Source organism: Pontibacter sp. CAU 1760 (genome assembly GCF_054482735.1).
On sequence record NZ_JBTLRL010000006.1, the window covers coordinates 202,340 to 216,304 of the forward strand.

12 protein-coding genes are annotated in these 13,965 nt (G+C 49.4%); 3 read left to right on the top strand and 9 right to left on the bottom strand.

Annotation, left to right across the window (positions count from 1 at the left end; all coding sequences use genetic code 11):
* Position 1 precedes the first annotated feature (1 nt).
* Positions 2–682: an ABC transporter ATP-binding protein gene (locus tag ACXYMU_RS10665; RefSeq protein ID WP_458986375.1), complete on the top strand. Its 681-nt coding sequence runs from the start codon at positions 2–4 to the stop codon at positions 680–682.
* Between the two features lie 28 nt (positions 683–710).
* Here ACXYMU_RS10665 and ACXYMU_RS10670 read toward each other — a convergent pair whose 3' ends face one another.
* A complete protein-coding gene (locus ACXYMU_RS10670) occupies positions 711–1,820 on the bottom strand; it encodes an SGNH/GDSL hydrolase family protein (protein WP_458986376.1) in 1,110 nt (369 codons plus the stop codon).
* Between the two features lie 199 nt (positions 1,821–2,019).
* On the opposite strand from ACXYMU_RS10670, the gene ACXYMU_RS10675 reads away from it, so the two are divergent.
* Complete coding sequence (locus ACXYMU_RS10675; protein ID WP_458986377.1) at positions 2,020–2,217, top strand: hypothetical protein; 198 nt, start codon at positions 2,020–2,022, stop codon at positions 2,215–2,217.
* 341 nt (positions 2,218–2,558) lie between these two features.
* Complete coding sequence (locus tag ACXYMU_RS10680; protein ID WP_458986378.1) at positions 2,559–3,257, top strand: hypothetical protein; 699 nt, start codon at positions 2,559–2,561, stop codon at positions 3,255–3,257.
* Between the two features lie 300 nt (positions 3,258–3,557).
* On the opposite strand, the gene ACXYMU_RS10685 is transcribed toward ACXYMU_RS10680, so the two are convergent.
* The 8 genes from ACXYMU_RS10685 to ACXYMU_RS10720 form a co-directional block, all read right to left on the bottom strand.
* On the bottom strand, positions 3,558–4,178 hold the full coding sequence (locus tag ACXYMU_RS10685; protein ID WP_458986379.1) for a c-type cytochrome: 621 nt from the start codon (positions 4,176–4,178) through the stop codon (positions 3,558–3,560).
* Between the two features lie 422 nt (positions 4,179–4,600).
* Complete coding sequence (gene uvrA, locus ACXYMU_RS10690; RefSeq protein WP_458986380.1) at positions 4,601–7,138, bottom strand: excinuclease ABC subunit UvrA; 2,538 nt, start codon at positions 7,136–7,138, stop codon at positions 4,601–4,603.
* A 165-nt stretch (positions 7,139–7,303) separates the two neighbouring features.
* The gene (locus ACXYMU_RS10695; protein WP_458986381.1) at positions 7,304–8,761 is read right to left on the bottom strand and encodes an Ig-like domain-containing protein; all 1,458 of its coding nucleotides are present in this window, start codon (positions 8,759–8,761) and stop codon (positions 7,304–7,306) included.
* A gap of 892 nt (positions 8,762–9,653) precedes the next feature.
* Positions 9,654–10,493: an alpha/beta fold hydrolase gene (locus tag ACXYMU_RS10700; protein WP_458986382.1), complete on the bottom strand. Its 840-nt coding sequence runs from the start codon at positions 10,491–10,493 to the stop codon at positions 9,654–9,656.
* Between the two features lie 330 nt (positions 10,494–10,823).
* Positions 10,824–11,543, bottom strand: a complete 720-nt coding sequence (locus tag ACXYMU_RS10705; RefSeq protein ID WP_458986383.1) for a hypothetical protein — start codon at positions 11,541–11,543, stop codon at positions 10,824–10,826.
* A gap of 97 nt (positions 11,544–11,640) precedes the next feature.
* Complete coding sequence (locus tag ACXYMU_RS10710; RefSeq protein ID WP_458986384.1) at positions 11,641–12,117, bottom strand: hypothetical protein; 477 nt, start codon at positions 12,115–12,117, stop codon at positions 11,641–11,643.
* Positions 12,118–12,629: 512 nt separating this feature from the next.
* Positions 12,630–12,848, bottom strand: a complete 219-nt coding sequence (locus ACXYMU_RS10715) for a hypothetical protein (protein ID WP_458986385.1) — start codon at positions 12,846–12,848, stop codon at positions 12,630–12,632.
* Positions 12,849–12,994: 146 nt separating this feature from the next.
* Positions 12,995–13,804: a tRNA pseudouridine synthase A gene (locus ACXYMU_RS10720; protein WP_458986386.1), complete on the bottom strand. Its 810-nt coding sequence runs from the start codon at positions 13,802–13,804 to the stop codon at positions 12,995–12,997.
* Between the last annotated feature and the right edge of the window lie 161 nt (positions 13,805–13,965).

The following is a 13,965-nucleotide window of genomic DNA, read 5'->3' on the forward strand; positions in this document are numbered from 1 at the left end:
GATGGAAGATATTGTACTCGAGGCACGGCACATCAACAAGTCTTTCCATGACCCGGCAACGGTGCAGGTGTTACACGACATCACTTTTTCGGTCCGGAAGGGGGAGTTTGTGTCTGTAATCGGCAAATCGGGTTGCGGCAAGTCCACGCTGCTTTATATCCTCTCGACCATGGACACCGATTATGAAGGCGAACTGCTGATCGATCAGGAGGCGATGACCAAAAAATCAGATAAGTCGCTGGCCAGCATCCGCAACGAGAAAATCGGCTTTGTCTTTCAGTTTCACTATTTGCTCAACGAATTCTCGGTCCTGAAAAACGTGATGCTGCCCGGCATGAAACTGAGGAAGTACGGTATGCCAGAACTGGAAGACCGGGCCATGGGGAAGCTGAAAATGCTGGGGATTGCGCACCTAGCTACCAAGATGGCTTCCAATATTTCGGGCGGGGAAAAGCAGCGTGTCGCCATTGCCCGCGCCCTCATCAACGACCCGCATATTGTGATGGGCGATGAACCCACCGGCAACCTCGACCGGAAGAACAGCGACCTGGTGTTTGATATTTTCAAGCAACTGGCCGAAGAGCACAACCAGACACTGCTCATCGTCACCCACGACCAAAGCTTTGCTGAGAACACGGGCCGCATCATCGAGATGGAAGACGGTAGGATCATCCGGCATTGACACAACACACCTTTTCTAGTTCATGGCCTTATTGCGAAAGCAGTTCACTGAAAAAAGGCACTAATTCCTGCGCCAGGATAGCATGGTCTTCCACATTCGGGTGGCCGGAGCAGCCGCGTGCCTGCATCGGTTCAAAAAAGTGCAGGGCTACCGGTTTGTCAGCGGGGTATGCGGCATCAGTGGCTGCCTTCACGGCTAGCAGGGTGCTTTGCAGCAGGGTTCTGTTCGCGCCCTGCACCATGGCGCTGCTCAAGAGGGCAATGCGGGCATCCGGGTATTTGGATTTCACCAGCTTTACAAAATCAATGTAGCTGTTCACAAAGCGGGTACTATCAAAAGGCTGTCTTTCCTTTTTGCCATCTCCCATGCTAAAGTCATTTGTGCCCAGTGCAATACTCACCACGGCAGGGGTATAAGTGTTGAAGTCCCAGCGGGTATGGCTGTTGGCCTGAAAGTCAGCCTTTTCATATACCTCAGGCATGGTAGGCCCATCGCTGTTCCAGTTACGGTAAGCGCCAATGCCACTCACACAGCTCAACACAAACTGCGCCTTAAGCGCTCTGGCTACCCGCGGGCCATAGGCCATGTAGGCGTTATGCTGGTCATGGTACTGGCCCGTACCGCAGGGTACCTCCGCCGGGTCGGCGGCGGCCCCGCAGGTAATGCTGTTGCCAATAAACTCGATGATGGGGGTGGCAGGCTTTTTTATTGGGCTTAGCTGGTGGCCGCGTACTTTCTGGATGTGCACAGGTCCTGTATGCGCTTCAGTGGCTTTGTAAACCCATGCTGTGTGTGGCCCCGCCGACTGCGCAACGATACGCAGCGTGTCCGGAGCACCGCCTGTTATTTTTATCCGTTTCTGGTACTTCCCGTCCAGTTCATACTGCAAATAACTGTGCCCTTCCGCATTTGGGATACTCGCTATTACCTCTGCCTCCTGGCCTTCAAAGCTAAACCCGAAATGAACCGCCGAACTGATCAGTTCCAGTTCTTTGGCGTCTATGAGCTGATGCCTGCCATATGGTTGCAGAGCGGAGGGGGATAGCTCATTAAGAGGGGCTACTGTGCTTTTAGTTAAACTGCATCCCAGGAAAAGCGGGCACATGCAGGTAAGTAGAAGGGTATGTTTGAATCGCATTTTCATCAGGGTTAGGTCTAGCAATATGTTAAAGTTTTCACACCGATACAAACGCTTGTGGGCGGCTTACCGGCAAAGGGATTACGTGGAGGAATGGGGGGTATAAATAAATGCTCGTATGGTGGCTCCAGCAATCTTTACACAAGGATATCTATTACACAGGCTCCCCCGTATCAGAGGGTATAAATAAGCGCTAACTATGGAAAATACAAAGACACATTCTTTTAAGAGCCTTTTGCAGAATCCCTCGCAGCTCACGGAAATCATGAACGACCCCGGCAAACATGGGTTGGAGTTTTACAAAAACCTGTCGGTAAAAGAGCAACAATACCTGCTTTTTGCGGCGGCGGCTGGCCTGATAGGGTATGGGATTTATATCGGCAGCAAAAAATCCTGATACAATCCTGTTTCTCCTTCAATGCCGGGGCATTTATGACTCGCAGCCACCGGTGTAATTCAAAAGCAGCACAAGTTCCTGCATATGCCTATTAGTAGTGTGAGCCAGGTACAGTGTTACCTTCAACCAATGCCTTTTACACGCCGGCTGCTACCTTTATGGAGCGGTCGGCGTGTACGATGCTGTATATTTTGTGCATAGCTGCACCATAAAGCCTACCTTTGCAGCCTGAAATGCAACTATAATTCAATTTTACTCAGATGAGACACATTTGCGCAGCAAAGCACAGGCTAGCAGCATCAAGAAACACTTTCCTGGCAGCATTCACTTTTTTTGTTTGTTTGGCTGGTTTGCAGGCCCAGGCACAGGTAATTTACCAGGGCGGCTCGAACGTACAGTTCCTGTATGGGCGCCACCTCAACCGGACTGCCGATATGGCGACTATTACTTTTGAGCATTTCGGTTCTGCTGGGGCCTTCGAACATTTTGGGTTTACTGATCTGTCAAACGATGTCAGCCTGAAAAGCCCTGATATGTATCTGGAGTGGTACCCAAAAGTTAGCCTAAGCCGAGCCACGGGACAAGAGATTGCTTTAGGTCCTGTTCGCGATGTGCTGCTGGGGGGAGGTATAAACGTATTGTTTGGCGGCCCGGAAGATTTCTTCGCCTACCAGTTTGGTCCAGCGTTCAAGTTCAACATACCAGGATCCGGATTACTGCAACTCGAGACCTATTACTACAAGCAGCACGGCGAGCAATACCACGGCACTTACCAGATCACTCCGAGTTGGGACATCCCTTTACCGGTATCAGAGAGCCTGCGCTTCCGCTTCCGTGGGTTCATGGACTTGATCGGGGACCGTGGCCCGGGCGCTACGCAATACCTGACACAGCCGCAGCTTTTCCTGGATCTGGGTAACACGTGGGGCAAGCCAGGCAATATCTTTCTGGGTTCAGAGTATCGTTACTGGAACAATGTGGCAGGCATCAAAGGGCTGAACGAATCCATTTTGCAGGCCAACGTGCTTTGGAACCTATAAGTCTGCCGGCGCAAACGAAGCGATGTAAAGTGCCTGTTCAGTATAGGTGTGGCGCTTCAAATTAGTTTGAGGCTATTTGGTTTACATGAAAGAAAAGTAGCTATATCAAAGGCATGTTTGTTTTTTCCCATCTTTGATACAGCTACTTTTCTTTTTTGGTATATGGATTTTTTCATTCTATTCTCCTCCGTTCCCGAAAGCCTGGTAGTTGTTTCCCCTGCCTATACCCTCATCGCTCCTACAGAAAGCACGCTGGAATGGCAAAAAGAGTCTTCCTTTCCATCACAAAACAAGACACAGCTATTTTGTGCTTGTAGCCAATACGGGTGGTTTTGGAGCGGGCACTACATTGCGTATTGGCTTTGTTGATTTGAGATAAGCAAATATCGCCTTCACCTCTTCGTCGGTCATATGGCTAAACATTTCCCAGGGCATTGGAGGGAGTAACATGCGGTTGCTTTCGATGCCTTTGTGCTTTCCTTTTCTGAGGGCCAACTCAAAGTTTTTCTCCTGCCAGTTTCCAATGCCGGTTTTGTCGGAGGTAAGGTTTGCTGCGTAGGAAATTCCCCAGGGGCCTATCCAGGAGGTTAGCGTCTGGGTCACGGCAAGGCCTTTTCGCTCCATGTCCGCCCGGTCCACCTCTATAGGGGGCATGTTTGCCGGGTGCCCCGATAATGCGCGCGACATATCCAGCACGGGGCCTTGGTCAGTCATTTTTTTAGGGGTGTGGCAATCGTGGCAGCCGGCAATCAACACCAAATGCTCACCATATTTTATCTGGCTTTCAAATCCTCCATTTTGAGATTTTGGGGTAGCTGTTTTCACAGTCTGTGCAAGGGCTTCTGTACCGCCTGCAGAAAATTTAAGCCAGGCGCAGGTACCCGCAAACACCAGTGCCACCAAAAGAAACATCTTTTTCATAGACCCGAAGCATTAAGTTATACATCCCTTAAATTACTAACCTAAAACAAAATTTGTTTGCATATAAACAGTTTAAAAATGCATTATATTGTTAGTGTGTCTTAAAGCTGGGTAGGGGAGTTGATTTTTTATTCAGATGCAAATGTTTTGATTTACATTAAGTTACGGTCAATGTCTACAGGCTAATCAAACCTATACTTATCGCGCCTAATAGTATAGCTCTGCTTGATAGCGTAGAAGCCTGTGCCCGAGGCGTATAATAGCTTTAGCGCTGATCTAAGCTGCACCGTAAGCAGGACCTTAAATGTTAAACGAGTGATTGGTTAGCTCTAAGGAACGAAATCCACACGTATGGTTCGATCATCGTTCATTCTACGCAACCCATGCTTTCGTAGAATGAACGACAAATCACAGTTTAGAACCTACTCCAAAGCTTTTGCCAGATAAGGCGCAGTTTTACTTTTAGTTACGTTTTTTACCTGCTGGGGCGTACCTGTTGCAACTATCTGGCCTCCCTCTTCACCTGCGCCCGGCCCAATGTCCAGTACCCAGTCGCTGCCTGCCACTACGCGCATGTCGTGTTCTACCACAATCACGGTGTTGCCCGCATCTACCAGGCCATGCAATTGCGTCACCAGTTTGTCTACATCGGCAGGGTGGAGGCCTGTGGTGGGCTCATCGAGGATATAGAGTGTGTTCCCACGCTGCGCCTTTTGCAGCTCTGAGGCCAGTTTGATGCGCTGTGCTTCGCCGCCCGAGAGCTCGGTGGCTGGCTGCCCAAGTCGCAGATACCCCAGGCCCACTTCCCGCAACACGGTAAGGGCTCGGTAGATGGCGGCTTCCTCCTCGAAAAATGCCCAGGCAATATCCACCGTCATGTCCAACACATCGGCAATGTTTTTATCGCGGTAAGTTACCTCTAGGGTCTTGGCGTTGTAGCGGGCACCATGGCATACAGGGCAGGGGGCATACACGCTCGGCAGAAAAAGCAGCTCAACCATCACGAAGCCTTCGCCCTGGCAGTTCTCGCACCGACCTTTGGCCACGTTAAAGGAAAAGCGACCCGCGTCATATTTCCGGGATTTGGCCATGGGCGTGGCGGCAAACAGCCTCCGCACGTGGTCGAACAGGCCTGTGTACGTCGCCATGTTAGAGCGTGGCGTCCGGCCAATCGGTTTCTGATCCACCCGTACCAGGCGTTTAATACGCTCCATGCCCTCGGTAATCTCCCCTCCGGTGGTGGCAGGTGCGTCCCGTTCCAATTCCTCCCCCTCGTCTTCCTCCACCGGCATTGGGTTGCCTAGCTTAGCAGCCACCAGCTCTACTAGTACCTGACTGACCAGGCTGGACTTCCCTGAGCCGGAAACTCCCGTAACAGACGTAAAAACACCTAACGGGAATTCGGCCGCTAACTGATGCAGGTTGTTGCGTGACACACCCTGTAACTTAAGCCAACCCGCTGGCTGGCGTGGTGTGCGCTTCGGTAGCGAGATCCGCCCGAACAGGTAGGCCCCGGTTTGGGAAGCGGCTATTTGCTCCAATTCTTGTGCAGCTCCACTGTAAAGAATCTCGCCGCCATTAAGCCCGGCTGCCGGGCCTACATCCACAATCCAATCGGCATGCCGGATCACGGCCAGATCGTGCTCCACGATAAACAGGGAATTGCCCGCTTTCTTCAAGCCCTCCAGCGCTTGCAGTAAGGCTACCTTGTCGGCGGGGTGCAGGCCCGCAGAAGGTTCGTCCAGCACGTATACCACCCCAAAAAGATGCGAGTACAGTTGCGTAGCCAACCTGAGGCGTTGCAGTTCTCCCGGCGACAGCGTCGGGGTGCTGCGCTCCAGGGAGAGGTAGCCCAGGCCGAGATCCAAGAGCACCTGGATGCGTGCGTACAGGTCTTCTGAGATGCGCTGTGCCACGATGGTTTGTTCCGGGTGCACGGCTTCCTGTTGGGCATGGCTTTTATCTGTTCCTTCGGCAAAGGGAAGGAGTAGGCGGGCCACACGCTTTAATGGCAACCGCGACAATTCCGTTATATCATACCCGGCAAACTTAACAGACAAGGACTCCGGGCGCAGGCGTTTCCCGTGGCAGGTAGGGCAGTCGGTGCTAAGCATATACTGCATTACCCGCTTCTTCATTTGCGGGCTGTTAGTGTTAGCGAAGGTATGGAACACATGGCGCCTGGCACTACTGAAGGTGCCCATGTAATTAGGCTCTTCCTTGCGCCTCAGGGCACGCTGGGTTTGCTCGGGGGTATAGCCGGGGTACACCGGAACCACTGGTTGGTCTTCGGTAAAGAGAATCCAGTCGCGGTCTGTTTGCGGCAAGTCGCGCCAGGGTTTGTCTACGTCGTAGCCCAGGGATACCAGGATGTCACGCTGGTTCTGCCCGCCCCAGGCGGTTGGCCATGCGGCGATGGCTCGCTCGCGGATGGTCAGCGAATCATCGGGCACCATTGATTGTTCGGTAACATCGTAGATTCGGCCCAGGCCATGGCAAGTGGGGCAGGCACCCTCAGGCGTATTCGGCGAGAAAGCCTCGGCATAGATAATGGATTGCCCCGCCGGGTAGTCACCGGCGCGGGAGTAAAGCATCCGGAGTAAATTAGAAAGCGTGGTAACGCTCCCTACCGAGGAACGGGTGGTAGGAGTGCCGCGCTGTTGTTGCAAGGCCACCGCGGGTGGTAGGCCCTCAATGGCATCAACTTCCGGAACGGCCATTTGGTGGAACAATCGCCGCGCGTATGGCGAAACAGACTCCAGGTAACGGCGCTGCGCTTCTGCGTAAAGGGTACCAAAGGCCAGCGAGGATTTGCCGGAGCCCGAAACCCCGGTAAACACCACCAGCGCATCGCGCGGTATGGTTAGGTTAACGTTTTTGAGGTTATGCTCGCGTGCTCCACGCACCTGCACATACCCGGAAAATTTATCAGATGAAGAAGTGGAAGCGTCTTTTGTCATGCAATGGTATAGTCTGTTTCTTTACCATCAGCCGCAGGAACAGCGCAGCTGATTATTGTCTGACTATGTACTGTTGTGCATGTATTTTGTTTGAAGATCCCTGGTCTTGCAAACTGCTGCGTATCTAGATCGGGGCTTTCAGGAATAACTATAGAAGTATAACCATCAAATTTTGAGCAGCTTACAGCTTCGGGCCATACCGTTCTGGTTAGCATGAATATAATAGATGCCAGCAGGCAAAGAGGTGGGGAGAAATATCGTTTGTGTAGAAGTCCCTACAGGTAGAATCTGGTTGGTTTGGTATACTTCCACGCCCGTCTGGTTGAGTACCCGGATTTGCAAAGCACCCATTTCCGCAGTAGACAAGGTAAGCTTTACCTCTCCGCCAGCAGACGGGTTGGGGGCAACCTGCAGACACCGGGTCGGATCTATAAAATAGGTGACCAGCATGTTAGAATACTGTATGGTGCCATCGGTGTTTTGCTGCTTCAGGCGGTAATATCTGTTTCCTGTCTTACCGCTTTCGGCATCGGTGAAATGGTACATTTGCTTTACCTGGCAGTTACCGTTCAGTGTTTTCACGAAAGAAAGTTCCCTGAACTCCCTGCCGTCCGTAGACACTTCCACACCAAACCCGGCATTATTCAACTCCATGGCAGTAGCCCATTGCAATACCACTGTATTCCCTTGTTTGGACGCGTTAAAGTAAAGCATATCCACAGGCATGGGCGCTACCATGATGTTGTGCATGTAATACTCCGTGTTCGACTCCCGGTTGTAAACCACCGCCATCAGCTGCACATCATCTGCAGGGTCTGTTTCGGTGTAGGTTCTGTTGGAGCTGACCTGCATCGGCTGCCCCCATTCCCCCTCCGGAGAACTATCCCATGACTCCCTACGGTACCAGGTGTATGTGGGGTTAGCGCCAAACACGGCTGGTCCGAAAGCCTCCTCGCTGGCCGTAACCCGCCATTTGTCATTTTCGAGCCATTCCACATCCAGGGCAGGCTTAATTTTCTTGTCCTTCTCGATAGTAGCTTTCACAGTCACTTTCCCGCTCTCGCAACCAGTACCTTCCTTCATGATAGAAACCAGGTAATTGGTAGAGGAGGTGAGGCGAGGCGTAGTAAAAGTGGCTCCGTTTTCTCCGGCGATCAAAGTGCCATCGGCATTAAACCAACGGTATGCATGACCTGTTGCTGCTCCGGATGCCTGAAGCGTTACGGTACCGCTTCCTTTTCGGCTACCGTCTGTAGCAACAGGGTTGGCAATCGGAAAGCAACCCTTTGAAAGTATGACGTCGTCAACTATGATGTCTTTGTATATCAGCGGCATGTTCTCCGTGCTTTCCACATAGAGGGCTAGTTGCAACGGGGAAATCGCTGTCGAAACCGTGAAAGCGGCAGTGAGCGTCTGGTAGGTGTCTGAGGGTATGAGCAGGTCGTTGTGCAACAATACGGTGCCCTGGCTTTTTGCTTCTTCAGGGGTTGCTCCCGCATATAGCCTTAGCTTTGCATTGGTGCCAATTACCTTCACCCGCACGGAGACCTGGTAACGAAAACGCGGGTCGAGCTCTTGGTTGGTGTTGAAGATAACAAAGCCCTTATAGCTTGTATATAACATGGAGTTTATCTTCCCCTGAACTAAGGCACTTCTTACCTTGATATAAGCTTCGTTGGTTGATTCTTTATTCCCTACGCCTTCAGTTATTTCATAAGTCAGATTCGCCTTGCTTTCGAAGCTGTTTTGATAAAAGGGTGTGTACTCCTGTGCCTGAGCCTGACTAGCTGACAATAGACCAACAAGCAGCATTAAAATTTGAGTGTGCCTTAATCTGAGCGTGTAATAGAAAAGCAGGAAATTATAAGGAAGGGTAATTTTTGTTTTCACTGTATTTTAAGAGTTTGTTTTCACAAGGGTTAAAACAATGTGGTGTATTGTTTTTAGGCAGTAGGTAGGCGCAAAAATCTCAGGAACTGACAGACTTGATTTGGCAAAAGCTAGTTTTAGTCTGGCACAATTGTAAAGTGCTATAATAAAATAACTTATATTATATGTAGTTGCTGGTTAGTAAATTAATCTTTATATAATATAATCATAATTGCATTATGCAAGTATAGTTATTTTTATATATAAACAGCAAGTTTATTTTAAATTAATATTTTACAGTTAGCTTGAATCAGCTCTAACGGTATGTTAAGGCTGTTTTATGAAAATGATATAGTAGTTTTGAAATTTATGAGGTGCCAGTAAAAATAATTAGGCCAACATTTATACAAGCCAGAAATTGTAGCCACTAGTGAGTTGCCTTTAACAAGTTCTTGACAGACTCATTAACAGGATTTATAATATCTTGTATATCGTGAGAGCTATGCTAATGTCGGCTTGGCTCTCACGATAGTTCTTGTAGCCAGGTACAGGCTATACCTGAACTACCGGCAATACTTTTAGCCACCAAAACAGAGAAAACCGCTGGGAAGGAGCGGTTTTCTCTGTTTTTTGCAAATAGGTTGATTTACTGTTGTCTCAAAAATTCTAGTAAAAGGGTATTGACTTCATCTTTATGCGTGGCAAAGAGGCCATGCGGGCCGTCCTTAACAATATGGTACTGGTTGTTACGAATCTCTTTTGAGGCTTGCTTGCTGCTGGTTTCTATCGGGACAATCTGATCGGCGTCGCCATGTATGATAAGCGTGGGCACATCTACCTGTTTTAGTTCCTTGCGGAAGTCGGTATTTGCCCATGCCTTGGCTGTTTCGATGGTTGCCCGTGGCGAAGCGGATGCAGCTATCTGCCAGTCGTATTGCAACGCCTGTTCACTGATTTGCGCTTTGTAATCTTTGTAATTGTAAAACAGCTTCCCGAACTCTGCCAGAAACGAGACACGCTTTGTCTGGAGCGATTCCATGATCTCATTCAATTTTTCTTCCGGTACGCCATCCGGGTTGTCGTCCGTTTGCTTTACCAGCGGGATGATTGAGCTGATCAGCACAGCCTTGTCAATTCGGTCATTTCCGAACATGGAAAGGTAACGGACCACCTCGCCTCCCCCCATCGAGAAACCCACCAACACACAGTGGCGCAAATTAAGTCGTTCTATCAGCGTGCGCAGATCCTGGGCAAGAGAGGTAAAGTCGTAGTTATACCAGGGCCTGTCTGAATCGCCAAAACCCCGGCGGTCGTAGGCGATGCATCGAAAACCGGCGCCTACGATGTCCTGCATCTGGTTCTCCCACATGCGGTGACTCAACGGCCACCCATGAATCAGGATAACCGGCTGCCCATGGCCATAATCTTCATAGTACAGGTGTACATTTTCTCCCTTCTGGTGGTCTTCGGTTTTTATAAAAGGCATTGCTTTAAGTTTGTTAGGTTAAACGTATGTTAAAACAGCTACTGTGATCGTAACTGATTTAACGACTCCTAAAAAAACTAAGTTATGCATTGGGCTGAATTACAGTGTGATGTATGGTCTTTAAATAACAGCCTGAAAGGGTGAAAGCATATTGCGTTTTCAGCCTATAGCCGTTTCCAGGCCAAGCCGTATCGTTCGCATGTAGGACGCTCATTTGCCATAGTAGCGCTGTGTCCGTGATGTGATCAGGAAAGACTTGCTGTATGGAGCGTTGGTAGCCAGCAGCTTGTACGCCATGTCAGGCAAGCTTTTTTGGCTAGCTTGCTCTTGTTACCAGTCAAGGTCTTCCTCGTCTGCAACGTCCTCCTTGGCAGCCGCATCCTCTAAATCGGCCGCGCTCACCCATTTTTCAATCAAAGGTTGCTGCTGCACCTCATAGATAAGCTCTCCGCGTTGCAGAAACCGGTTGGCATCCAGCATCACCTCATAAATGGGGGTGTGGATGTGCTTCGGGATTTTATAGATTCTAGGGTCGCTTTTCTCGAAAGGGGTTTCGATTTTGGAATTGTACAGGTAAGGAATAAGGGTTTTTGAGCAACTGATGGCGATGCGATGTATCTCATATTGCTCAAAGTATGTTTGGAGCCGCTCGTTGACGTTCTCAAAGAACTCTATCGTCTCGCCCAGGCGCACCCTGGAGCCTGCTCTGGACTTGCCTTTGGTTTTGAGGTATTTGAGCTGGCTTTTTCCCTGCTTTTTGCGCACCATATAAGAGCGGAACACCTTATGGTCGAGGTTTACGCCATTCTCGAAATAACCAATGGCGCAGTTACCCGACTGGACCAGCAGAATCACATAATTTACCTGATCGCTTTCCTGAAAGGGGTAGGGCAGCAGCAGGGGTAAGCGGAAAGCAAACTGTTCGTTCCCGGATTCGTCATGCACAGTTAGCCTGTGTTTGGCAGGATCATACAGCAAGCGGGCAGGGCTGTCCTGCAAATTACGTAGTAGTGTGGCAGCCTTTTCGGTGGCTAAAAATCGGTTCATCATGTATGCCTGGAACGGAAGCAATCCTATGCGGTATCAAAGGTTGTGATTCTTCCAAAGATGCACAAAGTTGACGTGTCATAAAATAAGGCTGTCCAAGCTAGATTTTGAGTAACTGGATTTCCTCTTCTATGGCTGGGCTCAGCACCGTGATTAGCTGCTCGCAAAAGGTAGGGTCATCGATTTGATTTTCATCCATGAGTACTGTTATGCCCAGCGGAGTGTCATCGTGAGCCGTGAGTATTTTGCCGAGGTAGCAGTCAATGTTAAACTCCTTCAGTTCCTTGTCATCCGGAAAAGCAGGCGCCACATTACAGGGGTGAAAACTGAACCGCTCCTGCAGCACACAAGCGCAGGGAGTTCCTTCCAGGGAATAACTATAATTCTCGAGCAACTGACCATCCTTCATAAACACAAGAGTATGGATGTGATTAAAATCGTCAGAAAGCTGGCCAATGATGACATACTTGGCGTGGGTATGATCTGACAGAAAAAGGGCTAATTCCGCTAGGTAGTTATCGTGTCTGTCTTTTTGGGTGAGTGCCAACGCTGCATCAAAAATTTCTTCTCTTTCCATAGCGAGTTTATCCCCTTATTCTTGATAGGTTGATCATTTTTGACTTGAGATTAAAACTTCAGTGTACCCGTTTATAGTTATAATAAAACAGCGTCGTGATCGGGGGCTGTATATAAATTGTCCCATGCTTTTACGCTATAGTTTTAGAGTCTGCCGGAAAAACCTGTCCAAGTATGAAAGCTTTGTGGGAGGGGGTGGCTAGACTGGTGTTTAACTTTCGGACAGTTTTCCTATATCAACACTTGGATCAAATATAGTTAATAATGTCTGCCAAACAAGCTTTGATAATTGTACCGGCTCGGCCCATTTGTTTGAAATGCCTGATCTATAGTTCATGTATAATGCCTTAGTGCGCTCATTACACATAAGTACTTCCCCTCATGATGGAGCCTGCACGGTTCAATCATAGCACTGTATCAAACCTATGACGTATGGCATAACAAAAGCAGCGCCTATTCAGGAACAGGCGCTGCTTTTGTTAATAGCTATCCCTTAAGTTCTGATGGTATGGCTTACTCGTGATTATCTGCGTCAACAGTTTTAGTCCGTGTCGTGGTATCATACTCCACCACGGTTTCAGTCACTTCGTATTCGGTAGGCACCGAGTCACGCTCCACCACCACTTGGTTGTCTTGCTCATCCTCCAGGGTAGTGGTATCGTCATTAGTATTGCAGGCTGTAAAGCTCAATAAGCCAATCACAGCAAAACTCGCTATCGTTATCTTTTTCATAGTAGTAGGTGTAAAATTTGTACAATGTCCGCTTACATTGGGTATCATTGTTTTACATTTATTACGATAGATAGCAATTAAAAGGTGTCTTTTGGCTTGAGGGGCAATCTGGGATACGTCCTATAACAAAAAAACATCTCGCCTTTTTACAAGACCAGCCAGTTCGTGTTGGGCTGTGGCGAGGCACTCACCGAGAAAGCGCTGCGTGCCGGAAGGTCTAGGTAAGGGTAGGTGACTTTGGAGAGAAACAGGCCTTGGGGGTGGGCGGGCGTGAGATGCTTCGGTGTTTTCTCAGCAGCCAGATAGCTCTCGAACTCCGCAATGCTCAGAGCTCCGGTGCCAACTTGCAAGAGTTTCCCCACCACAATCCGGATCATCCGGCTGATATACCGGTTGGCAGTTATCTCAAACCTCATCCTATCGCCGCGCTGGTTCACAAACCACCTGGCCGTTGTTACCTGGCAAATAGTACTTTCCTGGTCTGCTGGCGTAAGGCACAGGCACCTGTAGTCGTTGTACAGCGGAAGCAGCGCTGTGGCCGTTCTCATGGACGTCAGATCCAGCGCCGGCAAAAGATAAAAGGCACTTACCTGGCTGAGAAAAGGGTCTTTATAGGTATGGATGTAGTAATCGTAACTCCGCGCGGTGGCATCATAACGGGCGTGCGCCTTGCCCTCCACCGGTATTATATCAAACACGGCAATATCCGGCGGCAGCACCTTGTTTAACCGGAACAGCAGGTCGAAATCCCAGGTTTGCGCCACATCCGAATGGAAGAAGAATTGCGAGGCGTGCACCTGGGCATCTGTGCGGCCGCAGCCCACCAGGGAGGCGGGCGCTTTGAATATTTTTTGCAAGCTTTCTTCCAGCACCTGCTGCACGCTGATACCGTTCGGGTGGCGTTGCCAACCTCTGTAGTTAGTGCCCAGGTAAGCGATATGGAAGAAGTAGCGCATGTGTCGGTTTTGCTTGTAAATCAGTGCAAATTAAATAATACGTCCTCAATTGTAAGCATAGGCTTTTCTAGGCAGGAATAACGGTATGCCACGAGGTGTGATTGGGTTTGAAAAATGCTATATACATAACTGGTATAAAAAAGCCCTCAAAATACTTTCGC

Excerpts from the sequence above, each read along its gene's own strand:
- ACXYMU_RS10665 (WP_458986375.1), top strand. The coding sequence starts at position 2 with ATGGAAGATATTGTACTCGAGGCACGGCACATCAACAAGTCTTTCCAT.
- ACXYMU_RS10670 (WP_458986376.1), bottom strand. The coding sequence starts at position 1,820 with ATGCGATTCAAACATACCCTTCTACTTACCTGCATGTGCCCGCTTTTC.
- ACXYMU_RS10675 (WP_458986377.1), top strand. The coding sequence starts at position 2,020 with ATGGAAAATACAAAGACACATTCTTTTAAGAGCCTTTTGCAGAATCCC.
- ACXYMU_RS10685 (WP_458986379.1), bottom strand. The coding sequence starts at position 4,178 with ATGAAAAAGATGTTTCTTTTGGTGGCACTGGTGTTTGCGGGTACCTGC.
- uvrA (WP_458986380.1), bottom strand. The coding sequence starts at position 7,138 with ATGACAAAAGACGCTTCCACTTCTTCATCTGATAAATTTTCCGGGTAT.
- ACXYMU_RS10695 (WP_458986381.1), bottom strand. The coding sequence starts at position 8,761 with ATGTTATATACAAGCTATAAGGGCTTTGTTATCTTCAACACCAACCAA.
- ACXYMU_RS10700 (WP_458986382.1), bottom strand. The coding sequence starts at position 10,493 with ATGCCTTTTATAAAAACCGAAGACCACCAGAAGGGAGAAAATGTACAC.
- ACXYMU_RS10705 (WP_458986383.1), bottom strand. The coding sequence starts at position 11,543 with ATGATGAACCGATTTTTAGCCACCGAAAAGGCTGCCACACTACTACGT.
- ACXYMU_RS10710 (WP_458986384.1), bottom strand. The coding sequence starts at position 12,117 with ATGGAAAGAGAAGAAATTTTTGATGCAGCGTTGGCACTCACCCAAAAA.
- ACXYMU_RS10715 (WP_458986385.1), bottom strand. The coding sequence starts at position 12,848 with ATGAAAAAGATAACGATAGCGAGTTTTGCTGTGATTGGCTTATTGAGC.
- ACXYMU_RS10720 (WP_458986386.1), bottom strand. The coding sequence starts at position 13,804 with ATGCGCTACTTCTTCCATATCGCTTACCTGGGCACTAACTACAGAGGT.